The sequence below is a fragment of the Larkinella punicea genome (assembly GCF_003334855.1).
In the GTDB taxonomy this organism is placed as follows: domain Bacteria; phylum Bacteroidota; class Bacteroidia; order Cytophagales; family Spirosomataceae; genus Larkinella; species Larkinella punicea.
Map to the genome: position 1 here is coordinate 26,227 of NZ_QOWE01000035.1, position 24,207 is coordinate 50,433.

At 52.5% G+C, this 24,207-nt stretch carries 16 protein-coding genes and 1 riboswitch; of the genes, 12 read left to right on the plus strand and 4 right to left on the minus strand.

Going from position 1 to position 24,207, the window contains the following annotated elements; genetic code table 11:
- Window positions 1–321: 321 nt before the first annotated feature.
- Both DUE52_RS30045 and DUE52_RS30050 read left to right on the plus strand, forming a co-directional pair.
- The gene (locus DUE52_RS30045) at window positions 322–522 is read left to right on the plus strand and encodes a hypothetical protein (RefSeq protein ID WP_114409843.1); all 201 of its coding nucleotides are present in this window, start codon (window positions 322–324) and stop codon (window positions 520–522) included.
- An 85-nt stretch (window positions 523–607) separates the two neighbouring features.
- Window positions 608–3,001, plus strand: coding sequence for an ABC transporter permease (locus DUE52_RS30050; RefSeq protein ID WP_114409844.1), 2,394 nt, complete (start codon window positions 608–610; stop codon window positions 2,999–3,001).
- Between the two features lie 48 nt (window positions 3,002–3,049).
- Here DUE52_RS30050 and DUE52_RS30055 read toward each other — a convergent pair whose 3' ends face one another.
- Window positions 3,050–3,508, minus strand: coding sequence for a PDDEXK family nuclease (locus DUE52_RS30055; protein WP_114409845.1), 459 nt, complete (start codon window positions 3,506–3,508; stop codon window positions 3,050–3,052).
- Window positions 3,509–3,546: 38 nt separating this feature from the next.
- Between DUE52_RS30055 and DUE52_RS30060 the strand changes: the two genes are divergently transcribed.
- From DUE52_RS30060 to DUE52_RS30070, 3 genes are all read left to right on the plus strand, one after another.
- Entirely contained in the window at window positions 3,547–5,901 is a 2,355-nt protein-coding gene (locus DUE52_RS30060; RefSeq protein WP_114409846.1) for an ABC transporter permease, read from the plus strand.
- Between the two features lie 71 nt (window positions 5,902–5,972).
- Window positions 5,973–6,581: a hypothetical protein gene (locus tag DUE52_RS30065; protein WP_114409847.1), complete on the plus strand. Its 609-nt coding sequence runs from the start codon at window positions 5,973–5,975 to the stop codon at window positions 6,579–6,581.
- Window positions 6,582–6,752: 171 nt separating this feature from the next.
- Window positions 6,753–9,218 (plus strand): ABC transporter permease, encoded by a 2,466-nt coding sequence (locus DUE52_RS30070; protein WP_114409848.1) that lies wholly within the window; start codon window positions 6,753–6,755, stop codon window positions 9,216–9,218.
- A 421-nt stretch (window positions 9,219–9,639) separates the two neighbouring features.
- On the opposite strand, the gene DUE52_RS30075 is transcribed toward DUE52_RS30070, so the two are convergent.
- Window positions 9,640–10,119, minus strand: a complete 480-nt coding sequence (locus DUE52_RS30075; protein ID WP_165841063.1) for a Uma2 family endonuclease — start codon at window positions 10,117–10,119, stop codon at window positions 9,640–9,642.
- A gap of 132 nt (window positions 10,120–10,251) precedes the next feature.
- Window positions 10,252–10,344, plus strand: a riboswitch (TPP riboswitch).
- Between the two features lie 84 nt (window positions 10,345–10,428).
- On the opposite strand from DUE52_RS30075, the gene thiM reads away from it, so the two are divergent.
- From thiM to tenA, 4 genes are all read left to right on the plus strand, one after another.
- Window positions 10,429–11,217 (plus strand): hydroxyethylthiazole kinase, encoded by a 789-nt coding sequence (gene thiM / locus DUE52_RS30080; protein WP_114409850.1) that lies wholly within the window; start codon window positions 10,429–10,431, stop codon window positions 11,215–11,217.
- Window positions 11,218–11,320: 103 nt separating this feature from the next.
- Entirely contained in the window at window positions 11,321–11,947 is a 627-nt protein-coding gene (gene thiE, locus DUE52_RS30085) for a thiamine phosphate synthase (protein ID WP_114409851.1), read from the plus strand.
- On the plus strand, window positions 11,944–12,765 hold the full coding sequence (gene thiD / locus DUE52_RS30090; RefSeq protein ID WP_114409852.1) for a bifunctional hydroxymethylpyrimidine kinase/phosphomethylpyrimidine kinase: 822 nt from the start codon (window positions 11,944–11,946) through the stop codon (window positions 12,763–12,765). The genes thiE and thiD overlap by 4 nt, the downstream gene beginning before the upstream one ends.
- Window positions 12,762–13,412, plus strand: coding sequence for a thiaminase II (gene tenA / locus DUE52_RS30095; protein WP_114409853.1), 651 nt, complete (start codon window positions 12,762–12,764; stop codon window positions 13,410–13,412). The genes thiD and tenA overlap by 4 nt, the downstream gene beginning before the upstream one ends.
- A gap of 1 nt (window position 13,413) precedes the next feature.
- Here tenA and nhaD read toward each other — a convergent pair whose 3' ends face one another.
- A complete protein-coding gene (gene nhaD, locus DUE52_RS30100) occupies window positions 13,414–14,709 on the minus strand; it encodes a sodium:proton antiporter NhaD (protein ID WP_114409854.1) in 1,296 nt (431 codons plus the stop codon).
- 90 nt (window positions 14,710–14,799) lie between these two features.
- Window positions 14,800–16,101 carry a M20/M25/M40 family metallo-hydrolase gene (locus tag DUE52_RS30105; protein ID WP_114409855.1) on the minus strand — a complete coding sequence of 434 codons (1,302 nt, stop codon included), beginning with the start codon at window positions 16,099–16,101 and terminating at the stop codon, window positions 14,800–14,802.
- A gap of 277 nt (window positions 16,102–16,378) precedes the next feature.
- Here DUE52_RS30105 and DUE52_RS30115 point away from each other — a divergent pair, with 277 nt between their 5' ends.
- The 3 genes from DUE52_RS30115 to DUE52_RS30125 all read left to right on the plus strand — a co-directional run bounded on the left by DUE52_RS30115 (window position 16,379) and on the right by DUE52_RS30125 (window position 24,131).
- Window positions 16,379–18,817: an ABC transporter permease gene (locus DUE52_RS30115; protein ID WP_114409857.1), complete on the plus strand. Its 2,439-nt coding sequence runs from the start codon at window positions 16,379–16,381 to the stop codon at window positions 18,815–18,817.
- 150 nt (window positions 18,818–18,967) lie between these two features.
- Complete coding sequence (locus tag DUE52_RS30120) at window positions 18,968–21,346, plus strand: ABC transporter permease (protein WP_114409858.1); 2,379 nt, start codon at window positions 18,968–18,970, stop codon at window positions 21,344–21,346.
- 430 nt (window positions 21,347–21,776) lie between these two features.
- Window positions 21,777–24,131, plus strand: a complete 2,355-nt coding sequence (locus DUE52_RS30125; protein ID WP_114409859.1) for an ABC transporter permease — start codon at window positions 21,777–21,779, stop codon at window positions 24,129–24,131.
- Window positions 24,132–24,207 lie beyond the last annotated feature (76 nt).

Consider the following 24,207-nt stretch of genomic DNA (forward strand, 5'->3'; position numbering starts at 1 on the left):
AATTTGCAACAGAATAGAGAAGAAAAATACCATCCTGTTACCTGTTACAGCGACCTAATTTGGTAAAATGAATTGCCTGCCGAATTTACATTGAAAAACGCCTGCGTGGGGGCGAGGATCGTAATTCAAACGTTAAGTTAAGAATAGAATATAAATAATAAAATATTGGAACAATAAAAGTCAAAACGAAGTCAAAACCGGTTAAAAATCAGTCACTCACCGGTGACTGTCGACCCGGATTCTCCAGGATTATGTCGGACAAATAAGATAAATGATCCTAATTTAATTGGTTATCCGCAACCGTACGGTGATTGATCCGGCATGTCGGGCCGTGTGCCGTTGCAGGGCGGTTTGTTAGGTTTCTACAAAATGGTGCAAGGTGCTGAAAAACAGGTTATTAATGATGGATATCGAATGTTGAATAACGAAAGCCGGGTCAATCACTTCGTTATTCAACATTCAACATTCGATATTTTAACACCTGCTGCACCTACGAGTTATCGGGGCATTAACTTTTTTTAACAGGCTGTTTATAAGGCAGAACGATGGTTGAAAGGGGATAGGAAGTACCTTTAGGGCGACCAAATCCGGCTTGCCAACGGGGCTTATGTTACAGAACTACTTCAAAATTGCCTGGCGGAATTTAACCACGCAGCGGAGTTATACGCTGCTCAACATCCTCGGGTTGTCCGTCGGGATGGCCGGCGGACTGCTCATCTTTCTCTTCGTTCGCTACCACCTCAGCACCGACCGGCACCACACCAAATTTGACCGCATTTTCCGGGTCGTGACCGACATGCACCTCGACGACGGTTCCGTCGAGTATTATCCCGAAGCCCCGCTGCCGATGGCGCAGGCGTTGCGAACGGATTTTTCGCAGGTCGAACAGGCGGCTTTTCTGATCATGAACCGTGAACTGACCGTCAGTTATCAGAAAAACGGAAAAACCGTCCGGTTTATGGAACACAAAGGAACGGCTTTTGTCGAACCGGAATTGTTTGCTATTCTGGACTATCAATGGCTACGCGGCAACCCCAAAACCGCCCTACGCGAGCCCGGTAGTGTGGTTTTGACCGAATCGTGGGCTAAAAAGTATTTCGGTGATGCCGACCCGATGGGCCAGATGCTGAATCTGAAATCCGGAATCGACGCTAAAGTGACCGGCGTTCTGGCTGATCCACCAAAAACGACCGACACCGATATTCGTTTTTTTATTTCCCTCGCAACACTCAAGGCGTTCAGCCCGGACTTCAATCAGGCGGATTGGAGCTGGCTCAATAGCAATTACCGGCTTTTTGTGACGTTGAAAGATCCCCAACTGGTTGGCAGTCTGGAAGCCGCCATGCCCGCTCTGGTCAAAAAACATTTGGGTTCTAACGTCCTTCAATTTCATTTCCAGCCGCTCCGGGAGAGTCATTTCGATGTTCGACGCATTATGGGTGGTGCCACTGCTATCCGCCCGTCGCTGCTCTGGTCGCTGGGTCTGGTGGGTCTGTTTCTGGTGCTGACAGCCTGCATCAATTTCGTCAATCTGGCAACGGCGCAGGTACTCCGGCGGGGCAAGGAAGTCGGTATTCGCAAAACGCTCGGCAGTACACGGGGGCAACTGGTTCGGCAGTTTTTGCTCGAAACCGCGCTGATCGTGCTGGCCGCTACCAGTTTGGCCCTTCTGATGGCGGTGCTGAGTCTGCCGGTTTTCAACCAGTGGGTCAATATCGGTTTGTCGCTGCATCTGGACGGTTTGACACTTGGTTTTATCGCGTTACTCATTCTGGTTGTCATTCTGCTGGCGGGTGGTTATCCCGCAGCGGTTTTGTCGGGTTTCAGCCCCTGGGCGGCTTTGAAAGGGAAGTTGTCGGCCAAATCCGGCGGCAGTTATTCCGTGCGGCAGTCGTTAATTGTCCTGCAATTTGTCATTTGCCAAGCTTTGATCATCGGTTCGCTGGTGGTGGCCACCCAGGTTCGTTACATCCAGACGACCGATGTGGGTTTTACGAAAGACAATGTCGTGGTGGTGAATCTGCCCAATCCGCAGAAAGCGTCGCGGGAAACGTTTAAAAATGAGTTGCTTCAATACCCCGAAATCAAATCAATCAGTGCCAGTCACCGCCCACCCTCCGCGCTGATTATGAACGGGGGTTCGTTCAAATTTGGCGACAAGGCCGAATGGACGGATTTTCCGATTCGGGAACGACTGGCCGATGCCGATTACCTCAAAACGTATGGCTTACAACTTGTTGCGGGCCGTAACCTGTCCGAAAGTGATACGATTCGCGAATACCTCATCAACGAAACACTTCTGCGGAAGCTGAACATCCGTGATCCGCAGCAAGTGCTGGGCCGCAAAATGCAGTATTACCTGTCGCCGGTTGCGTTACCCATTGTAGGTGTGGTAAAGGATTTTCACCTGCGGTCGTTGCGCGACGAAATAGCGCCCTGTTTTATTGCCAGTTACTTTAAAATGTATCAGCGGATGGGCATCCGGATTTCGGGGCAAAATCCGCAGCAAACCGTTCAGCGCATTCAAAAAGCTTGGGAGGAAATTTATCCCGATGCGGTTTTTGAATACGAATTTCTGGACGAGCAACTGGCGCAGTTTTACGAAACCGAGAACCTGATTTTTCGGCTGGTCAACACCTTTGCCGGCATCGCCATCCTGATTTGCGGACTCGGTTTATACGGTCTGGTGTCGTTGGTCGTCGTTCAGCGGACGAAGGAAATCGGCATTCGGAAAGTGCTGGGCGCGTCGGTGGCTGGCATTGTTGCGCTACTTTCGAAAGACTTTTTGAAATTAGTGATCGTCGCGATGGCCATTGCCAGCCCCATTGCGGGATACGCCATGAATCAGTGGTTGCAGGATTTTGCTTATAAAATCAGTCTGGCGTGGTGGATGTTCGCGCTGGCGGGTGGTCTGGCGGTTTTGGTCGCGCTGGTGACGGTTTCCTTCCAAAGTATTAGAGCGGCTTTGGCGAATCCGGTGAAGAGTTTGCGTGCGGAATAGGAACACGGATTTTGACGGATAAAATGGATGAAAAATCCGTTCAATCCGTCAAATCCGTGTTCCTGTCAAAAAGCTATTCAGGTCGATTTGCAGGATTTCGGAGAAAGCGGAGTTTTCAGTGAGGCCACCATCGCCCCGGCGATACCGGAACCAGCGCAGGGCTTTGTAATCATAGACAAAGCCTTCCCGAATGCCATACAAATCGTTGTCAATGAGCTGAATCACTTTTTGAAGATCACCTTTGACGCCTTGTGTTTTGCTGATTTCAATGATGATCTCTGTTTCATCGGTCTCATTGTTAACAAGCGAAACATCGGGAACGGGACTTGCCTTGCTATCATCGAGCATGACTTCAGGTAAGGGTTCCAGATGAATGGCATTTTCGCGGTAAAAAAGAATGCCCAGTCCGACGGTTAATTTGGAGATAATTCGCTGGTGGTCAGCGGGTGCCCAAACACCCCAATCTTCGTTGACAACCGGTGGAGGAGTTACTGGTGGGAAATACATAATTCGTCGTGTTTTAATCAAACTTAACACAATATCCGATGCTTCGCAACTACCTCAAAATCGCCCTGCGCAACCTCTGGCGCAACAAGTTGTACACCGGTTTGAACGTCGGCGGGCTGGCCATCGGGCTGGCGGCCTGTCTGCTGATGGCGCTGTATGTCGACCACGAGTTTTCGTATGACGGCTACCACGCCAACGCCCACCGGATTGTGCGCGTAACGACCGATATGAAAACGCCGGAGTCGGTTTTGTCGATTGCGTCCAGCCCGGTTCCGCTGGCGGAAGCTCTGAAACGCGATTACCCGGAAGTCGAAACCGCCGTGCGTTTGCTGCCCACTGATGCCGTTATACGTCATGAGGATAAGCTGCTCAAAGAACCGGATGTCTATTACGCCGACAACGAAGTGTTCTCGGTGTTCTCGTATGCATTTCTGGCGGGAAATCCGGCTTCGGCGCTGGCAAATCCGAACAGCGCGGTTCTGACCGAACGGCTGGCGAAGAAGTATTTCGGGAAGACGGATGTGCTGGGAAAAACCCTCGAATTCAACAAGCAACTTTTTCAGGTCACCGGCGTCATGGCCGACGCGCCGAGTAATACCGATCTGCCCGTGAGCGCCCTGCTGTCCAAAGTGTTCACCGGGAGCCGGTCGTGGGTGGAAGATGATTTTCCGTGTTATACCTACGTTCTTTTCCGGGACGAACCCAATCTGGCGGTTTTTGGCAAAAAACTGACGCAGCTTGCGAATAAATACGCTAACCCCGAACTGAAGAAAATGGGCGCGGAAGGCTACTCGCTCAGCTTCCCGGCGGAGGTGTTGCAAGACGTCCATTACAGCCAGGGCAAAATGGCCGATACGCCCAAGGGTAATAAGCAGTACGGGTATCTGTTCGCCTTTCTGTCGGTATTTGTCCTGACCATTGCGCTGCTGAACTACATCAATCTGCTGACGGCCAAAGCCACCGAACGCGCCAAAGAAGTCGGAATTCGGAAGGCCAACGGCGCACAACGCGGTCAGCTAATCCGGCAGTTTCTGCTGGAATCGTTGTTATTAAGCGGTTTTTCGGTCGGTATTGCCGTGGTGCTGGTGTATTTTGCCCTTTCTTTTTTCAATGAACTGTTACAAATCCGCCTGTCAATCGTCTTATCAGAAGCCGTACCGCTGATCGGTTTTATCTGGCTCCTGATCACGCTGGCAGGCGGTTTATACCCGGCTTTTGTGTTGTCTGATTATCGCCCGGTCGAGGTGCTGAGAGGCCGGATTGGCAGCTACGGAAAAGGAGCGTGGTTTCGAAAATCCGTGATCGTTTTTCAGTTTGTACTGGCCGTCGGCATGATTGCCGGGGTTCTGGTGATTCGCCGGCAAATGAATTTCCTGCAAACCAAAGATCTGGGTTTTTCGAAAGACCGAATTCTGAGCGTTCACTTGCCCGACGACTCGACGGCGCGGGCGGGTGCCACTGCCTTTGCCAACAGTCTGAAAAACCGCAGTGAAGTCGGCGCGGTGACGCTGGGCTCCGGTTTACAGCCGTCGGGCCTGTTGCCCATGGCTTCCACTACGTTCCGGAGCAATGGACGAAAACGGGAACTTATGAGCAATTTTCTATTTGTGGATGACCAGTTTTTACCCTTACTGAATATGAAGCTGAAAGCAGGGCGCAACCTGTCGTCGCAATCGAAAGCCGATTTGAAAGGTGGATTCATCGTCAACGAAGCGTTTGTTAAACTGGCGGGTTGGAAGAACGGCATTGGGGAGACGATCGACGGATTTGGCCACAAGGGGAAGGTCGTCGGCGTCGTGAAGAATTTCCATTATCGCTCCCTGCACAACCTGATCGAACCTTTGGTGCTGGTTTACAATACCGTTCCGGCCAGCAGCGTCATGCTGAACCTGAGGGCCGATCAGTTGCCGGTGGTGAAAACCATCTGGCAGCAACATTACCCGCTCTATCCGTTCGATTATGCATTTCTGGACCAATCGTTTGAGGCCCAATATTATAAAGATCGGGTGTTGGCAACAGTTTTTAACGGTTTCGCCACATTAACCATCCTGGTTTCTTGTTTAGGACTATTCGGTTTTGTTACCTTTACAACGGGGCAACGAACAAAAGAGATTGGGATACGCAAGATTTTGGGCGCATCCGTCGTTAACGTGGTGTTATTGCTCTCCAAAGATTTTCTCAAGTTAGTTCTCATTGCCTTTTTTATTGCTGCTCCGGTTGCCTGGTATGCGCTGGATCGCTGGTTGCAGGATTTCGCGTACCGTGTCGGATTGGAAGGATGGCTCTTCGCAGCAGCGGGTGGTCTGGTCATACTGATTGCCGTGTTGACCGTGTCGTTTCAGTCCATCAATGCCGCATTAATGAATCCGGTTAACAGTTTAAAATCAGAATGAACACCCTGAACCGCCCGGGTAACCTGTGAAATTGTGCGGATTCAGGTTACTCTCCCTAAAACAGTAAACACATGAAAACAGCAATTACCCTCGCACTCTTCGGAATCAGCGTCGCGGCTGTCGCCCAGGAACGCTCGTCGATCAGCCGGAGCATCAATGACAATGGCAAAACGTTGCGTATAAAGATCGACGTTGAACAGCCCAGCCGCAACATTCACTACGATCAGGAATTCGATGCGATGGGGATGAGCAAGGAGGAAAAAGAAGCATTGATCAGCTCGATTCAGGATTCACTGGGCGTGCATGTCGTGGTCAGTCCGCCCCGCGCCCCCAAACCGCCGACGGCCCCCCGGGGTGGTGTCCGACCAACGCGCTATGAATCGGGCGAAGTGGCGGTTGCTGCACGGGGAACCAGCACGTCCTCCGGAAACCGGTCGAAAAACGAGGATAGTCATTTGCCGAAAAACGTGATTGTGGCACCGGACGGAACGCCGTATACCAAAACCCTCATCGAAGATCCCGAAAATAACCGCCTGAAGATGAAGTACGAATACAAGCTCGACGGCGAAGAACACGTTTTCGAGCGGACGATCAACTTGCAGGGTAAAAGCGAATCCGAAAAACAGCAGCTCATTGCCGAAACGGAGCGAACGCTGGGCCTGTCGAATGCGCGAAAGTGAGCAGTGAACGATAAATAACTGATCCGGTATGGATTGAAAATCCCGACTCAAGGCTCGCGTCTTCAGCCGGGATTTTTTATTTCAGTCGAAATCGAATCGACGGTGCAACACGCGTCCACCCCAATCTGTCTATTGAAAAATGGCCCAAAAGGGGTCAAAACGTCCTGAACCATGCTTCAAAACTACCTCAAAGTTGCTTTCCGCAGTCTCCGGCGCGATCCGGTTTATTCCAGTATCCATTTGGCGGGTTTGTCCGTTGCCTTGGCGTTCGGCCTGCTGACCTACGCCTTCGTGCGCCATGAGCGGTCGTTCGACCGGTTTCATGCCGACGCTGATCGCATCTACCGGTTTGAATCGACCGACTTGTTCGACTTTGAAGGCAAGCCGAAACAACACCCGCTCAACCTGCCGTTTTTCCCGGCCGAAGAACACCGGAGTCTAACCTTTCCGGTGGTTTTTGGTGTAGAAATCAAGCAACAAATGCCAGAATTTCAGGATGTTATTCGAATGGCTAGGCTTCAGGAAAGCATCGTGAAATACGGAACGAACGCGGTGTATGAAAAGGCCATTCTGTTTGCGGATTCCAATTACTTCACGTTTTTCTCGATTCCGTTGACGGTGGGTCGCCCGGAGCAGGTGCTGGCCGGATTGCACAACGCGGTGATTTCGGAACGACTGAATCAGAAACTGTTTGCGAATGAGAATCCGGTTGGCAAGACGATTCGGTACGATGGCAAATTCTACACGGTATCGGGCGTGATGCAAAACCCGCCGTCGAACACGGCACTCACCGCCGAACTGGTGGTGCGGCTGGAAAGCGATGACTATTATACGAAGCAACTCGAGCAACGGTACAACACGAACAATGTCTACACGCTCGGCAAACTGAGTCCCGAGGCTTCGCTGACGCAGGTAACGACAAAACTGGCCAGTCTGGGGCCGAAACTCTTCAACGAAGTGATCGGTGATATGTTAAAGTCAGCGTCTCCTGAACACAAAGACCGCCTGACCAATAACCGGTTTTTACTCACCGTTCGCCCACTGACCGATACGCACTTTTCCTTCAACGAACGCTGGAACCGCACGGTTTCGCCGACAAATGTATACCTGCTGGCGTCCATCAGTCTCTTGATTCTGCTCGTGGCCGGTCTGAATTACATCATCATTTCGCTGTCGAAACTGGCGGGGCGGTTGCAGGAAGTGGGCGTTCGGAAAGTGGTGGGAGCGGCTCCAAAGCAGTTGGCCGTTCAGCTCTGGCTGGAAACCGTGCTGGTCGTCGGGCTGGCGTCGGTTATCAGTCTGCTGCTGGCGTTGCTGCTGCTGCCGACTTTCAATAACCTGACCGACCGGACACTGACGGTTTTCGATGTTTTTCAGGCGGGTAATTTGCTGGGCTTGTTGAGCATGGTATTGGCGGTCAGTTTAATCGCGGGAATTTATCCGGCTTTGCTGTTCGCCCGTTTCCGTCCGACCGTGTTTCTGGGTCAAAACCGTACTTACAAAATCAATCCGCTGGTGATTCAGGGGATGATGGGCATGCAGTTTGTGTTGTCGCTGGTGCTGGTGACGGCGGCCATCACGATGCATAAACAGTTGAGTTTTGTGCAGGAAAAGGAACTGGGATTGACGAAAGAACTGGTTCTCAAAGTCAAAAACCTGCAACAGTTTGAGGATGGCAGCGGCCCCCGGATTTATGAACGGTTGCTGCGGTATCAGTCGACGAACCCGGATGTGTTGCTCGTCGCCAGCAGCGCCGGTGGTTACGGCGAAGACGGTTTTAACCGCAACGGAACCACGATCAATGGACAGAAATACTGGGCTTTGCAGCAGGCAATCGATTACAACTTCTTTACGTTGCTGGGAATCAAACTCAAACAGGGCCGGATTTTTTCGCCAGCGTTTCGGTCCGATACGGCGAAAAGCGTCAAGGCGGTGGTGATCAACGAAACGCTGGCGAAGTTGCTGGGTCAGGAACTGGCGTTCAACAAACCGCTGGAGACCTTGAATGGCCGGACGGTGATTGGCGTCGTGAACGATCACAACATCGAACCATTGACGAAAGCCATTCAGCCCGCATACTACAAACTGGATCTGGGCTTTCAGGGCGTGTTTTACCTGAAACTAACGCCCGGCAATCTGTCCGACAAAGTCGCCCGCATTGCCCGCGACTGGCCGCAACTTTCCGACGGGCAACCTTTTGAGTATTCTTTTCTGGATCAGGATCTGCAAGCCCGGTATCGCGACTACCAACGCTGGACGACGTTGACCCAACTCGCCACCGGCATTGCGTTGCTGATTGCGGCTTTGGGTTTGTTCGGGCTGGCGGGCATTCAGGCCATCAACCGGATGCGGGAAGTCGGTATTCGGAAGGTGATGGGCGCCACCGTGGGGCAACTGTGGGTTCTGCTCAACCGCCGGACGCTCACGCTGGTGGGGCTGGCTTTTGGTCTGGCCATTCCGCTATCGATCTGGCTGATGAACCGCTGGCTGGATAGTTTCGCCTACCGCATTCCGCTGAACTGGCCCATTTTTGCGCTCGCGGGTGGTTTGGGCGTTTTCGTCGCGCTGGCAGCGGTCAGTTATCACTCCATTCGGACGGCCTTGATGAATCCGGTGAAGTCATTGCGTTCAGAATGAGGACGGGGTCGCCCGTTTGGGTAAAATGGTTAAGCCGTTGTTTTGATATTCGTTAGACCCGGTTACGCCATCCATTCCGTCGGGATTGCTTTTGATTTTCTGTGTAGGGAGATTCTACAAAATGGATCATCCCTACGGGACTCATCCTACTATCGATGCACATGGTTTCTACAAAATGGATCATCCCTACGGGATTGTTTTTGGCTTTCTGTGTGTGGTGATTCTACAAAATGGATTATCCTTACGGAATTGTTTTTGGCTTTCTGTAGGGCGGTTGCGCTTTCCTCATCGTCCCGTAGGGATGGTCCATTTTGTAGAAACCTGGTGAAGGCCGGAGTCCTGTCCTGTCAATAGAAACGCTGGTCACCCTTCCAGGGCTTTTGGTTAATTTGAATGGATTCTTGAGCTCAATACCCCTGCTTTATCCTTCAAAAATCTCGGCTAGCTGGAGCTGAATACCAGTTTCGGGATCGGTAATCGTCCCTTCCGTAAAATTGATCTGTTTCCGATTGGGCAAGAAAATGGAAACAATCTGTAGCGCCGGTACAATCAACCAGACGGTTTTGACACCAGCAGGGAAATGCTTCTTGTAGATGCGTTCGAGCAGGCTGTTCATACTTTGCTCGGGAGAGAGAATCTCCAGCGTGGTGAGCGGAACATCCTGTACAACGATTTCATCAGTCAGCCAATCCGAAGTTCGTTTAGGGAAAATGCAAAGGTCAGGCCGGGTTTTGCCAGAAGCGAATTCAAGATCTAATTCTGTAAACACATCGTACTGTTTCTGGTACGCTAAAAGCAAAAGGAAAGCCAGTCGGCTTTGCAATTTAGAGTGGTTCCGGCTTGACATTTTTTCCTCTTCAGGGTCCTGACTGCTAAGTTGTGGTTCGGCAACGGCTTCCATACGCATTGAGGTTTTTTCAAATATACTCTTATTTCGGCTCAACAAAAAATACGATATACCCTTCTCTCCACCGAAGAGAAAAACGGGAAATCACTTTCGGCCCTGACTTTAAACCGTTACTTTAGCGGCCATGAATGGCTTTGGGGGTGTCCCGTGCGGACTGAGATAATACCCTTCGAACCTGACACAGTTGAGACTGTCGTAGGGAAAAGCTGGAAAGAACACTTGCTTCTTTCTTTTTGATTTCCATACCGGGAAACGCACCCACGCGTCCATTCAGCTTTTGCTCACGTCAAAACCCGGTACGTTGTGAATACCCTCGAACATGATTTGAACGCCCTGCGGGCCACGGCTCCGCTGGTGCATAACATCACCAATTACGTGGTGATGAACTACACGGCCAACGCGCTGCTGGCCGTCGGTGCGTCGCCGGTGATGGCCCACGCCATCGAAGAAGTGGAAGAAATGGCAGGCATTGCGGGCGCGCTGGTTATCAACATCGGGACGCTCTCGGCACCCTGGGTGCAGGCCATGAAGCTGGCGATGAAAAAAGCCGCTGACCTCGGAAAACCGATTGTGCTGGACCCGGTCGGTGCGGGCGCGACGGGCTACCGGAATACCGTCTTGTCCGAACTGCTGGAAACCGCTCCGCCGACGGTAATTCGCGGCAATGCGTCCGAAATTCTGGCGCTGGCCGGTTTAGGTGGACAGACCAAAGGCGTCGACAGTACGGTATCGTCCATGAGCAGTCTGGAAGCGGCCCATTCCCTCAGCGAGCGGTTCGGCTGCGTCGTCAGTGTCAGCGGTGCCATCGATGTCATTGTACAGAAAGACCGGGTTGCGTGCGTAGAAAACGGCCATCCGCTTATGACCAAAGTGACGGGCATGGGCTGCTCGGCTTCGGCCATTGTGGGCGCGTTTTGCGCGGTTCAGCCGGATTCGTTTCTGGCGGCTGTGTCGGCTGCGACAACGATGGGCGTTTGCGGGCAACTGGCCTTCAGCAAAGCCACCGCGCCCGGTAGTTTCCAGATCGCATTTCTGGATGCGCTTTCGGAATTGACGCCCGAAAAACTGGTTGAATTGGCGCGGATTAGATAAGAAACGGAAAAAAGAGTAGAGATGTGAGACAAGAGACCATGAAAACCGGGTCAGTCGGAATCCTCGTCTTTATTCTCTTGTCTCACCTCTTTCATCTGGAACTATGCAACTCTATTTAGTAACCGACGAAACCGCCTGCCTGGGCCGGGATCTCTTTTGGGTCGTTGAGGAAGCCGTCAAAGGCGGGGTGACGATGGTGCAACTGCGCGAAAAAACGCTCGAAACGCGCGCTTTTGTGGATCGGGCGATCCGCCTGAAGGCGTTGTTACAACCGTATAATGTTCCGCTGATTATCAACGACCGGGTCGATGTGGCCCTGGCCAGTGATGCCGACGGTGTTCACATCGGGCAGAGCGACATGCCCTATGAAACCGTACGTGCGCTGGTGCCACCCGGCAAAATCATCGGTTTATCGGCCGAAACGAAAGAGCACGTGCTAGAAGCCGAGGATTGGGATCTTTCCTATCTGGCGCTAAGTCCGTTGTATGCAACGCCTTCCAAAACTGATCATGCCGAACCGTGGGGGCTGGCTGGTTTGCAGTGGGTTCGGGCCAACAGCCGCCATCCGCTGGTGGTCATCGGCGGGTTGAATGTGCTGAATACCGCCGAAGCGATTGAAAACGGAGCCGACGGCATTGCGGTTATTTCCGCGATTTGTAGTGCCGAATCGCCCCGGACGGCGGCTTTTGAATTGAAGAAAACGATACAAACCGGAATGAAAAAACGATGAAACGCTACCCAACGGTGTTGACCATTGCGGGTTCGGACAGTGGCGGTGGGGCCGGCATTCAGGCCGACTTAAAGACGATTGCGGCATTGGGGGCCTACGGAACCTCGGCGATTACGGCACTGACCGCCCAGAATACGCAGGGCGTTCGGGCGATTCACGCGGTTCCGGCGGTTTTTCTGCGGGAACAACTGGAAGCGGTTTTTGAGGATATCGCCATCGACGCCGTCAAAATCGGGATGATCAATACCGTCGAAGTGGTGGAGGTCATTGCCGACGTTCTGGATCGGTTTCAGCCGCCGTTTGTGGTTTTTGATCCGGTGATGGTAGCCACGAGCGGGGCGAAACTGATTCTGGACGAAACCGTTGACGTCCTGAAAAACCAGCTTTTTCCGCGCGCTACCCTGATTACACCCAATCTGGACGAAGCCCGGATTCTGCTGAAAAAAACGATCGAATCGGTTGAGCAAATGCGGGAAGCAGCCGAAGAATTGATCGATCAGGGCTGTCGGGCGGTTTTGCTGAAAGGCGGTCACCTCGTTGCGGCCCGGCTGTATGATGTGCTGGCGGTTCGGGATGAACCAACGCAGGTTTTTGAGTCGGACTACATCGAAAGCAGGAATGTCCACGGGACGGGGTGTACGCTTTCGTCGGCGATTGCCACGCATCTGGCATTGGGATACGCGCTGACCGAGGCCGTTTCACTAGCGAAAGCGTATATATCCGAGGCTATTTGGGCTGGAAAAGACGTCACCACCGGACGTGGTTCCGGCCCTTTGAATCATTTCTTTTCTCCAAAACCCATGGTAATCCGATCATGAAATTCACGGAACAGCTCTGGAATGCCGCGTTGCCGGTGTACGAAAAAATACAGGCGCATCCCTTTAATGAAGAACTGAAAACCGGTACGTTACCGGTCGAAACGTTCAAGTTTTACATTTACCAGGATTCACTCTATCTGGCAGATTTTGCGAAAGCGCTGGCCGTCGCCGGAACGCGGTCTTCGACCCGTGAGGAGTTGCTGGAGTTTCTGCAATTTGCCCAAAACGCCATTCTGGTAGAACGCGCCCTGCACGAAAGTTACTTCGCAGCATACAACATTGACTTCACCAGCGGCAAGGCACCGGGCTGTTTTGCGTATACGAATTACCTGCTGGCTACCAGCACGTTCGAGTCCTACGAAGTTGCCGTGGCCGCACTGTTGCCCTGTTTCTGGATTTATAAACGGGTCGGGGATTTTATTTACGCCAACCAGACCACGCCCAATCCCTACCAGAACTGGATCGATGCCTACGCTGGCGAAGAATTTGGCGTGGCCGTGAACAAAGCACTTGCCATCTGCGACCGTCTGGGCGAACAGGCTTCCGAAACCGTCCGAAACCGCATGGTCGAAGCCTACCTGACCTCGTCCCGATTGGAATATAGTTTCTGGGATAGCGCCTACCGTTTGGAGAGCTGGCCGGTCTGAATCAATGCGTTAGTCCGTAAATGGCAAAGTAGGTCAAAGAACCGGCGACGTAGCCCAGCAAGGCAAGTCCGCTGATCCGGCGCAGATACCAACCGAATTCCAGTTTTTCCATGCCCATAACGGCTACCCCGGCGGCTGAACCAATGACGAGCAGACTGCCCCCCGTTCCGGCGCAGTAGGCCAGAAATTCCCACAGTTTGGCATCGGCCGGATAGGTTGTCATGTCATACATGCCCATCGCGGCCGCCACAATCGGAACGTTGTCGACAATGGCCGAGGCAACCCCGATAATCATTACGATCAAATCAAGGTCGCCGACGGCTTCGTCAAGCGCTAGAGCCACACTCGAAAGAATTTCAGTGGATTGCAGGGCGCCGACCGCCAGCAAAATGCCGAGAAAGAATAAAATACTGGGAATGTCGATTTTGCTGAGGGCATAAGCTGCCGTGAATCGCTGGCGGTGTTCTTCATCTTTATCAGAATGAATAATCTCCGAAACCACCCAAACGGCACCCAGGGCCAGCATCATGGCCATGTAGGGCGGGAGGTGGGTGACGGTTTTGAAGATCGGAACAAACAGGATGGCGGTTAATCCGGTGGCAAACATGACGCGCCGGTCGCGCCGTTGAAGCGGGGTGACGTAGGGTCGGCTGATGCCTTTCTTCGCCGTGGCGATCTCGGTTTCGGAGGTCGGTTTGATGGTGAAAGTCAGCCACACCAGCGGCACCAGCAGACAGACCAAACTGGGCAGAAAGAGTTGTGTAATGATGTTCATCGTTGTGACCTGACCGCCAATCCAGAGCATGGTGGTGGTGACGTCGCCGATGGGTGACCAGGCGCCCCCGGCATTGGCAGAAATGATGATCATACCGGCCATCAGCCGCCGTTGTTCCGGGTCTTTCACCAGTTTTCGGGTCACCGAAACCATCACAATGGCCGAAGCCAGGTTGTCGAGCATGGCCGACAGGAAGAACGTCAGCCCACAAATCAGCCAGAGCAGCACCCGTGCATTTCGGCTGGCAATGCGGTCGGTGATGATGGAAAAGCCGTCGTGAATATCGATCAGCTCCACAATGGTCATGGCACCCATCAGGAAGAACAGGATCTGGGCAATTTCGGCAAGATGATGCCCCAGACTCTCCAAAACTGGCTCCGGTTCCGGGACATTCAGGATGTAGAGGGTCCAGCAAATCACGCCGGTAATGAGGGCTGTAGCAGTTTTGTTCAGCCGGATGGGATGTTCGAGCGTAATTAAAATATAGCCAATTACGAATACGATTATAATGAGTGTTGTCATGAAGCGAGTGGACTTGCCTGGCCCAAAGGTAGTGCAATCGGGGCATTTAGGGTAAAACTGGTTGATTAGATTAAGCTTAGAATGCGTCGGTTAGTTCGCAATACCGGCTTCGGCCAGCAACACCAGCAGTACGTTTTGCAGGCCCAGAACGCCCTGATCGTTCAGCCACCATTCGTTCAGTGAGTGGACATTTCCACCTTTGCCACCGCTGCCAATCGTTACGGCGGGAACCCCCAGCGAAATCGGCGTATTGGCATTGGTCGAGGAAACATCCAGTTGGGGCGTGGCACCGAGGTGTTTGGAAACCGCCATCGCCCGTTGCACCAGCGGCACCGTCGGCTCGATTTTGCCGGAAGGACGGTCGCCGATTTTCTTCACATCGACCGTCAGATCGGGGCCGCTTCGTTTCAGTCCATTTTCTTCTTTCAACGCCCGCTGAACGGCGGCTTGCAGCAACTGATCGATGCCCTTGAGCCGTTCGGGGCTTTCAGAACGCATGTCGATTTCCATCCACGACTCAAACGGAATGGCATTCACCGACGTGCCTCCGCCGATCACGCTGACGCTGTAGGTGGTTTTGATGCCCTGCCGGGTGAACTGGTCGGCGTCGTTGGTGAAATAATAAATAGCTTTTCCGAGCGCACTGTGCGGATTCACGATGCCGAACGCGCCGTAGGAATGCCCGCCCGGCCCTTTAAACGTGATCCGATAACGGTAGGAGCCCAGTCCGCGATGGACAATTTCGCTGATGCCGTCGCCATCGACGGCGATGTACGAATTGATTTTGGAACCGTTCGTTTTGAACAGATGCTTGACACCCCGCAAGTCGCCCAGGCCTTCTTCGCCCACGGCTCCGACAAACCAGACATCCGCGTCGGTTTCGATCTTTGCTTTTTCCAATCCTTTCAAAACCGCCAGAATGGCCACCAACCCCCGGGTGTCGTCGCCAACGCCGGGCGCGTAGAGCGTGTCACCTTTCTGTTTTACTTTGACATCGGTGCCTTCCGGAAAAACCGTGTCCAGATGCGCTTCGACCACTACGGTTTTCTGGCCGGAGCGGCCTTTGCGTTTGCCAATGACGTTGCCGATCTCATCGATCCAGACCGAATCGACGCCGGCTTCTTTCAGCATGGCGGCATATTTTTTGGCTTTCACCGATTCCTTGAAAGGGGGAGCCGGGGTTTCGGTGAGCATAATCAGATCCTGCTTCGTCTGTGGTTCCAGATCCTGAAACGTTTGAAAAACCGCTTTTACCGCCGGGCGATTCGCCAGGGTTTTGATTTCATCCGTGTAGCGTTTCTCGACGGCAACGGATTCCTGCGCGTGGAGGGAATGCGAAGAGGTGAAAATAATTACGAAGCTAAAAACCGCTGCTTTGAAAAGATGCGTCATGGATTTTGTGATGAAGGAAAACCGTGGAGATGGCCTAAAAATAGCAATTCTAACCCAGAAATCGCCATTTTGGCTGCAAATACCGGCTGTGTTAAGGGTACCTCTATACGTCGCCATATACGTTTTTACAGGCTTGTCCGAAAGCGGAAAACAGGTCGTCCGTTTGCGGACAAAATGGTTTTTATCTGTAATGTAATTATCTTATAGTCAGGAGTTTATTCTTTCTGGTACAGCGTTTGGACTGAATAAATCATCCATTTTAGAAACCTAAACGACCATGCTCAAAAACTACTTCAAAATTGCGTTTCGAAACCTTTGGAAAAACAAGGTTTTTTCGGGCGTCAACATGGCCGGGCTGGCGCTCGGCATTGCCGCTTTTGTGCTGATTCTGGAGTACATCAGTTTTGAGAAAAGCGTCAACGAATTCCATACCAACCTGCCGACTTTGTACCGGATGTTGTGGCAGAACAAAGCTGGCGAGGTCTGGCCGGATATGCCCCCGGCGGTGGCAACGCTGATGAAGCAGCAATTTCCCGAAGTGAAAACGTATTGCCGGGTGGTCGACAATTCGATTTCCGGTATCGTTTCGGCTTCTGAAGGGAAAAACCGCCTGTCGCCGAAAGCTTTCCGGGAAACCGACGTCGCCTATGCCGATGCCAGCTTCTTCACCATGTTCACGTTTCCACTCGTTCAGGGCGATGCCGCCACCGCGCTGACCCGCCCCAATACGGTAGCCGTGTCCGAATCCTACGCCCGCAAGTATTTTGGTGATACGAAGGCGATGGGTCAGTTGGTGACGATGAACAATCAGTTCGGAACAACACCTTTTACGGTTTCGGCGGTGTATGCCGACATGCCCCAAAATTCGGATATGCAGTTCGGCATGGTGTTTTCGCTGCAAACGCTGGCGAACCCGGCCAACCTGAACGGCAACGACTGGGCACGGCTTGACAGTTTCGACGGGTCGTACCTGATGACGTATCTGCAATTGCCCGAAGGCACGAATACCCGAAAACTGGAGGATAAATTCGATCGGTTGAAAAAGAAAATCCGCCCCGAAGATGCGAACCGGATGGTGTTACAGCCGGCCGCGAACATCCACCTGGGCGCGTCGCTCAGCGATCCGTATCCGACCACCGGCAAACTGACTTTTGTCTATTTGCTGGGCGGGATTGCCGTGCTGATTCTGGCGATTGCCTGGTTCAACTACGTCAATCTCTCAACGGCGGGAGCGTTGAAACGGGCGAAAGAAGTGGGCGTCCGGAAAGTCGTCGGGGCCGGACAGCGGCAATTGATCGGTCAGTTTCTGGGCGAATCGTTCCTGCTCAATTTGCTCGGTTTCGGTCTGGCGATTCTATTGATCAGCGGGTTGCAAACCGTATTCAATGAATTAATCAAAAAAGATTTATCGCTGGATATTCTGACTTCCAATAACTTCTGGTTAATCGGCTTGGGCTTGCTTCTTTTCGGTGCGCTGGCATCGGGCGGTTATACGGCTTTTGCGTTATCTTCTTTCCAGCCGCTTCAAACCTTGAAAGGCGCGTTTGGAAACAGTGCCAAAGGCGGCTCGCTGCGGAAATCACTGGTTGTTTTTCAGTTCAGCGTGTCGGTGGTGCTCATCATTTGCACGTTCGTGCTGTACCGGCAGTTGCAGTTTATGCAAAACCAGCGCCTTGGCGTCAGTTTGGAGCAACGCGTCGTGATTCACGGCCCGGAAGTCGGGAAAGATGCGTCGTTTCAAGCGCGGACGGCGGCTTTTCAACACGAACTCGAGCAATTGCCTTCCATCAAAAATTTTTCCAGTTCGGGAATCGTACCGGGGAATTTTTACAATTTTTCAACCAGCGGTATTGTCAAGCAAAATCCGCAGGCAGAGGCTGACAAAATCGTGTATTCGATGGGTTTCATCGACCACCGGTATTTGACAACGTACGGCATTACCCTGGCTGCCGGGCGGAATTTTCTGACCACCGAATGCGAGGCTGGTTACGTGAAAAGCAGCAAACTGATGGTGAATGAGACCGGAGCCCGGCAACTGGGCTTCCCATCGGCTGCCGACGCGGTAGGGAAAATCATCAACTGGGGGCAGGCCTTTGAAATTGTGGGTGTCGTGAAAGATTACCACCACCAGTCGCTTCGGGAAGCCATCGATCCGATCATTTTTATGCCCAGCCAGTATGGCAACTGGCTCACCATCCAGCTAGGCACGGATCAGATTCAGACCCGGATGGCGGCTTTGGAGATGCTTTACAAAGCCACCTATCCCGGCAATCCGTTCGAATTCTTTTTTGTGGACGAGAATTACAACCGGCAATACCAGACCGAACAGCAATACGGCAAGATCTTCGTCTCGGCGTCGCTACTGGCCATTTTCATTGCCTGTCTGGGTCTGTTCGGGCTGGCGACTTTTATGACCGAGCAACGGACGAAGGAAATCGGTGTCCGGAAAGTGCTGGGTGCTTCGGTGGGCAGCATCGTAACGCTGCTGTCGAAAGATTTCATGAAGCTGGTGCTGGGCGCGTTTCTGATTGCCTCACCGATTGCCTGGTATGCCACCCGGCAGTGGTTGCAGAATTTCGAGTACAAAATCGATCTGGAATGGTGGGTCTTCGGGCTGGCGGGCGGAGCCGCTGTGCTGGTGGCGCTGGCAACCATTTCGTTCCAGAGCATCAAAGCGGCTTTGATGAATCCGGTTTCCTCACTCCGCTCGGAATAGAATGAAGAGTTAAGAGTGAAGAGTTAAGAATGAAGAGTTGTGTATGCGTCAGCCAACTCTTCATTCTTAACTCTTCACTCTTAACTTTTTTTAACGCCCCGGTTTTGCGGGTTGTCCGTACCTTGAAGCGCCATCAAGGACGAACAACTCATGCTACAAAATTACTTTAAAATCGCCTGGCGCAGTCTGCGTAAAAACAAAGGGTTCAGCTTGATCAACATCCTGGGTTTGGCGGTCGGCATGACCGTCGCCATGCTGATCGGCATCTGGGTCTGGGACGAACTGACCTTCGACCGGTTTTATAAAAACGAAGCGAATCTGTACCGGATTATGCTCAACCGGACCGCCAACGGCGAAACCACCACCCAGCCCAACGGGGCTCTGCCGCTGGGAAATGTGCTGCGAACCGAAATTCCGGAAATCAGGCGGGTGGTCGAAACGCTCAGCTCCAATTTGAGACCGGAAGATGGTTTGAAAGTCGGAGATAAAAAACTGATTCGCAAAGGCCAGAATGTCGGAAATTCGTTTTTCCACCTATTCGATCTTCCCCTGTTGCAGGGCAGTCCGACGACGGCCTTGCAGGAACCGAACTCCATCGTTTTGACCGAACAAACCGCCGATGCCCTGTTTGGCCAGACGGAACCAATGGGAAAAACCGTCCGGCTCAACGACGCGTTTGACCTGAAAGTGACCGGTGTCCTGAAAAAACTGCCGACCAATACGGCCTGGGATTTTCATTTTCTGGTGCCATTCAGTCACCTGGAAGCTAATGCGCCCTGGATTGAAAGCAGCCGCACGAACTGGAACAACAACGTCATTGAATATGTGGTCGAACTGCATCCGAATGCAGATCCTGCGAAGGTCGACCAAAAACTGCGGGGTCTTATCAAGCGGCATAACCCGGAATCGGTTTTTGAGGCTTTCCTGCACCCGGTTGAAAAATGGCATTTATACGGCGAGTTCGAGAATGGCAAAAACACCGGCGGTTTCATCCGGTACGTGCGGCTTTTCGGCATCGTCGGTCTGGCGGTTTTGCTGATTGCCTGCATCAATTTCATGAACCTGGCCACCGCCCGGTCCGAAAAACGGGCGAAAGAAGTGGGCGTCCGGAAGGCCGTTGGCTCGTTTCGGTCGCAGCTCATCGGTCAGTTTCTGAGCGAATCGTTGCTGATTGCCGGTCTGGCACTGGTGCTGGCGTTGATTCTGACGCTGGTTTTTCTGCCGGTATTCAACGAAATCACCCAAAAACAGCTCTCGTTTCCGGGACTTAAACCCGGTTTCTGGCTGCTGTCGCTGGGCTTCACGCTGCTGACGGGCGTTTTGGCGGGGAGTTATCCGGCTTTTTACCTGTCGTCGTTCAATGCCGTGCGGGTGTTGAAAGGCAGTGTTCGCGTTGGACGAAACGCGAACTGGCCGCGCAAAGTGCTGGTGGTCGCTCAGTTTACAGGCTGTATTGCGTTCATCATCAGTGCCATCCTGGTCTACCAGCAGATTCAATACGCGAAAAACCGCCCGGTGGGCTACAATCCTGATCGATTACTAACGGTTTCGCTAACCAACGATCTGAACCGGAATTACGAGGCCGTTCGGAATGCATTGCTGGGTTCCGGCGCGGTTGAAAGCGTGACGAAAGCGTCGAGTCCGGCCACCACCATCACAGGCGACACCCGGGTTGACTGGTCGGGTAAAGCCCCCGACGAAATCATGCGGCTCAACCTGATTGCCGCTACCCCGGATTACCTGAAAACGATGGGAATTAAACTGAAAACCGGTCGCGATTTTTATGCCACCGGCACGGATTCGGTGTCGGCTATTCTGAACGAAGCCGCCGTGAAGGCCATGCGGTTGAAAAATCCCTTGAATCAGGAACTGAGCTTTGTCTGGGACCCCGGCACGAAGCTGCGGATCGTCGGCGTGGTCGAAAATTCGATCATCGAATCGCCGTACACGCCCGTCAATCCGCTGATTCTGATCACTGGTCGTCCGTTTGAACGTTACGTGATTTTCCGGTTGGCTGCGAATCTCAGCACGACCGAAGCCCTGGCGCGGATCGAACCCATTTTTCAGAAATTCAACCCGGCTTTTCCCTTTGATTACCAGTTTGTCGACGATGCCTACAACCGCAAGTTCAGGCAGGAAGAACTGATCGGAAAACTGGCGGGCGTGTTTGCGATTCTGGCCGTTTTCATTGCCTGCCTCGGGCTATTTGGGCTGGCGGCTTCTCTCGCCGAACAACGAACCAAAGAGGTCGGGATTCGCAAGGTGCTGGGAGCCAGTGTTGCCAGCCTGTGGGGGTTGTTGTCCCGCGAGTTTGTCGGGCTGGTCGTCGTCGCCTGTCTGCTGGCGTCGCCCGTTGCGGCTTATTTCCTGAACGACTGGCTCTCGCAGTTTGATTACCGCATTAGCCTGAGTGTCTGGGTATTTGTGCTGGCAGGCGGTCTGGCGATTCTGATTGCGTTGCTGACGGTTTCGTTCCAAAGCATCAAAGCGGCTTTGATGAATCCGGTGACCTCACTTCGTTCGGAATGAAAAGAGTGAAGAGTGAAGAGTGAAGAGTTAAGAAGTCGTTTTTAGCTTCCTGTGGAATCCCCGGTTTTCCCTCCTTCCCGTCGGGAAGGGCCATTTTGTAGTCACCATATCCGTCTAAATGGAGGTATGAGTCCCGTAGGGACGGTTCATTTCGTACCTACATGATGGGTCATCCTTACGGGATTTTTTCTGTTTTTTCTGTGGTACCGGTTTCGACCGCCTTCTGAGATGGAAAATAGCCGGGCGAAAAACCGCCGGGTCGAGTTCAGTGTGAAATAATCCCTTGTCCGCAAATGGCCGGAAAACCGTCCGTTTGCGGACATTTTATTTTATTCGCTTTTCAGTAAGAAATTGATAGTGAGTGTTTTATTGATTCTGGTATGCCATTTGGGAGTAAGCACAGATACGTCTTCCTACTCTGCTGAAACCGATGCTGACGAGCTACCTTAAAATTGCCTGGCGGAGCCTGCTAAAAAACAAGCTCTTTTCCTTTATCAACATTTTTGGCCTGGCTCTCGGCATGTCGTGCAGCCTGATGATTGGTCTTTGGGTCAATGACGAGTTGAGCTATGACCGGTTTTTACCCCATCTCGACAACATCTTCTTCGTACGGACCAATAGCACTGATACCGATCAGGGTATCATCTATACCAGTACCGTCACACCGGGCCCGCTGGCTGAAGTTTTGAAACGCGATGTGCCGGAAGTGCTCTACGCGGCCAAAGTGCAGTTTCCAGAAGAAAAACTCCTGAAAGTGGGCGAGAAATCGGTGAAGCAACAGGGGTTTTATGCAACGAAAGACTTTTTTCTGCTTTTCGATTATCCCGCCGTTGTCGGGAGTCCACTGGTGGCTCACTCGAAGCTGGATCAGATTATTATTACGCGGAGGGTCGCTGAGAAGTTTTTCGGCACGACCCAGGTGCTCGGAAAACGCCTGCAATTTGATAATAAAACGTATTACACCGTTGGAGCTGTTATTGAAGATTTGCCCGGCAACTCGACTTTTCAGTTCGACTGGATCATCAATTACGATGTGCAGGAGGAGGATTGGAAAAAAAAATGGGGCAACAGCTCGTTTATGACCTTCGTCCGGCTGGACCCAAAGGCCGAACCAGCCAAGGCGGAAGCCGGCATGAAGGGGATTTACCGGCGCAATACCGACTGGAAGGAAGTGCCTGTGCCAACGCTTCAGCCCATGAAGGATGTGCATTTATATGCTAAGTATGAGAATGGAAAGGCCGTTGGGGGCAAGATCGAATATGTGCGGATTTTTGCATTGGTAGCCCTGTTCATTCTGCTCATTGCCTGCGTCAATTTCATGAACCTGGCCACGGCCCGCTCGGCCATGCGGGCGAAGGAAGTGGGCGTCCGGAAGGTGGTTGGCGCGTTGCGGTCTTCGCTGATCGGGCAGTTCATGAGTGAGTCGGTACTGACGAGCCTGCTGGCGGTTTTTCTGGCCCTGAGCATCGTGAGCGTAGTTTTGCCGACCTTCAATGCCGTTTTCTCCAAACACCTTACGCTGAATCTGGCAGACCCGACGCTGTGGCTGGGCATCCTGATTCTGGTGCTGATCACCGGCTTTGTGTCGGGCAGTTATCCGGCTTTGTTCCTGTCGTCGCTGCAACCCATCCGCATTCTGAAAGGAACGCTGCGATTTGGCTCCGGAGCGGTTTTGTTTCGCCGGACGCTGGTCATTTTTCAGTTTACGTTATCGATTTTTCTGATCATCGGTATGCTGGCCGTGGCGCATCAGATGGAATACATCCGCACGAAGAATCTGGGTCTTGACCGCGAAAATGTCCTGTATGTGCCGCTGGAAGGGGATACCTATGCGAAAATGGAGGCCTTTCGACAGGAACTGATTCGCACACCGTCGATTGCTTCGGCCTCGGTAACGATGAGCTTACCCGTCAATATTGAGTCTACCTCCGGCGATTTGACCTGGCCGGGTCAAAAACCGGATCAGAATTCGAATGCAGCGACCATGTCTGTGGGCTATGATTTTATCAAGACCATGAATATTAAGCTCGTGGAGGGCCGGGATTTTTCGAGTGCCCGCAAAGCCGATTCGGCGTCGTACATCATCAATGAAGCGGCCGCTAAAATGATGGGCATGAAGAATCCGGTGGGCCAGCAGGTCGGCTTCTGGATGGGCAAAGGCCCGATCATCGGGTTGATGAAAGATTTCCACCTGCAATCGTTGCACAGTCCGATTACGCCCCTGATTTTAACCCTGATTCCGGGTAATACGAGCTATCTGCTGGTGCGGACGGAGAAAGGAAAAACCACCGAAGCCATCGACGAACTGGAACGGGTTACGCGGGAATTCAATCCGAGTTATCCGTTTGAGTATCATTTTCTGGATGATGCCTACGAGAAACTGTACCGCGGTGAACAGCAGGTCAATACACTCATCAATTACTTCGGAACACTCGCCATCCTGATTTCCTGTCTGGGACTGTTTGCGCTGGCGGCTTTCACGGCAGAGCAGCGGATGAAAGAAATTGGCGTTCGGAAAGTGCTGGGGGCGTCGGTATCCAGCATTGTCTCACTGGTTTCAAAAGACTTCCTGAAACTGGTTCTTGTCGCGCTGCTGCTGGCCTCTCCGCTGGCGTGGTGGGCGATTTCACAATGGCTGGACACGTTTCAATACCGGGTCGAGCTGTCGTGGTGGCTGTTTGCGACGGCTGGGGTGCTGGCGGTTTTCATCGCCTTCCTCACCGTGAGCTACCAGTCGATCAAAGCCGCCCGCATGAATCCGGTAACCTCACTTCGTTCGGAATAGTCAGATAGGAGTGAAGAGTTATGAGTGAAGAGTTAAGGGTGCGTCAGCCAACTCTTCACTCTTCATTCATAACTCA

Bases quoted from the DNA above. Each gene is read 5' to 3' on its own strand.
- DUE52_RS30120 (WP_114409858.1), top strand. From the start codon at position 18,968: ATGCTACAAAATTACTTTAAAATCGCCTGGCGCAGTCTGCGTAAAAAC.
- DUE52_RS30115 (WP_114409857.1), top strand. From the start codon at position 16,379: ATGCTCAAAAACTACTTCAAAATTGCGTTTCGAAACCTTTGGAAAAAC.
- DUE52_RS30070 (WP_114409848.1), top strand. From the start codon at position 6,753: ATGCTTCAAAACTACCTCAAAGTTGCTTTCCGCAGTCTCCGGCGCGAT.
- tenA (WP_114409853.1), top strand. From the start codon at position 12,762: ATGAAATTCACGGAACAGCTCTGGAATGCCGCGTTGCCGGTGTACGAA.
- thiD (WP_114409852.1), top strand. From the start codon at position 11,944: ATGAAACGCTACCCAACGGTGTTGACCATTGCGGGTTCGGACAGTGGC.
- nhaD (WP_114409854.1), bottom strand. From the start codon at position 14,709: ATGACAACACTCATTATAATCGTATTCGTAATTGGCTATATTTTAATT.
- DUE52_RS30050 (WP_114409844.1), top strand. From the start codon at position 608: ATGTTACAGAACTACTTCAAAATTGCCTGGCGGAATTTAACCACGCAG.
- DUE52_RS30075 (WP_165841063.1), bottom strand. From the start codon at position 10,119: ATGGAAGCCGTTGCCGAACCACAACTTAGCAGTCAGGACCCTGAAGAG.
- DUE52_RS30045 (WP_114409843.1), top strand. From the start codon at position 322: ATGTCGGGCCGTGTGCCGTTGCAGGGCGGTTTGTTAGGTTTCTACAAA.
- DUE52_RS30125 (WP_114409859.1), top strand. From the start codon at position 21,777: ATGCTGACGAGCTACCTTAAAATTGCCTGGCGGAGCCTGCTAAAAAAC.
- thiE (WP_114409851.1), top strand. From the start codon at position 11,321: ATGCAACTCTATTTAGTAACCGACGAAACCGCCTGCCTGGGCCGGGAT.
- DUE52_RS30105 (WP_114409855.1), bottom strand. From the start codon at position 16,101: ATGACGCATCTTTTCAAAGCAGCGGTTTTTAGCTTCGTAATTATTTTC.
- DUE52_RS30060 (WP_114409846.1), top strand. From the start codon at position 3,547: ATGCTTCGCAACTACCTCAAAATCGCCCTGCGCAACCTCTGGCGCAAC.
- DUE52_RS30065 (WP_114409847.1), top strand. From the start codon at position 5,973: ATGAAAACAGCAATTACCCTCGCACTCTTCGGAATCAGCGTCGCGGCT.
- DUE52_RS30055 (WP_114409845.1), bottom strand. From the start codon at position 3,508: ATGTATTTCCCACCAGTAACTCCTCCACCGGTTGTCAACGAAGATTGG.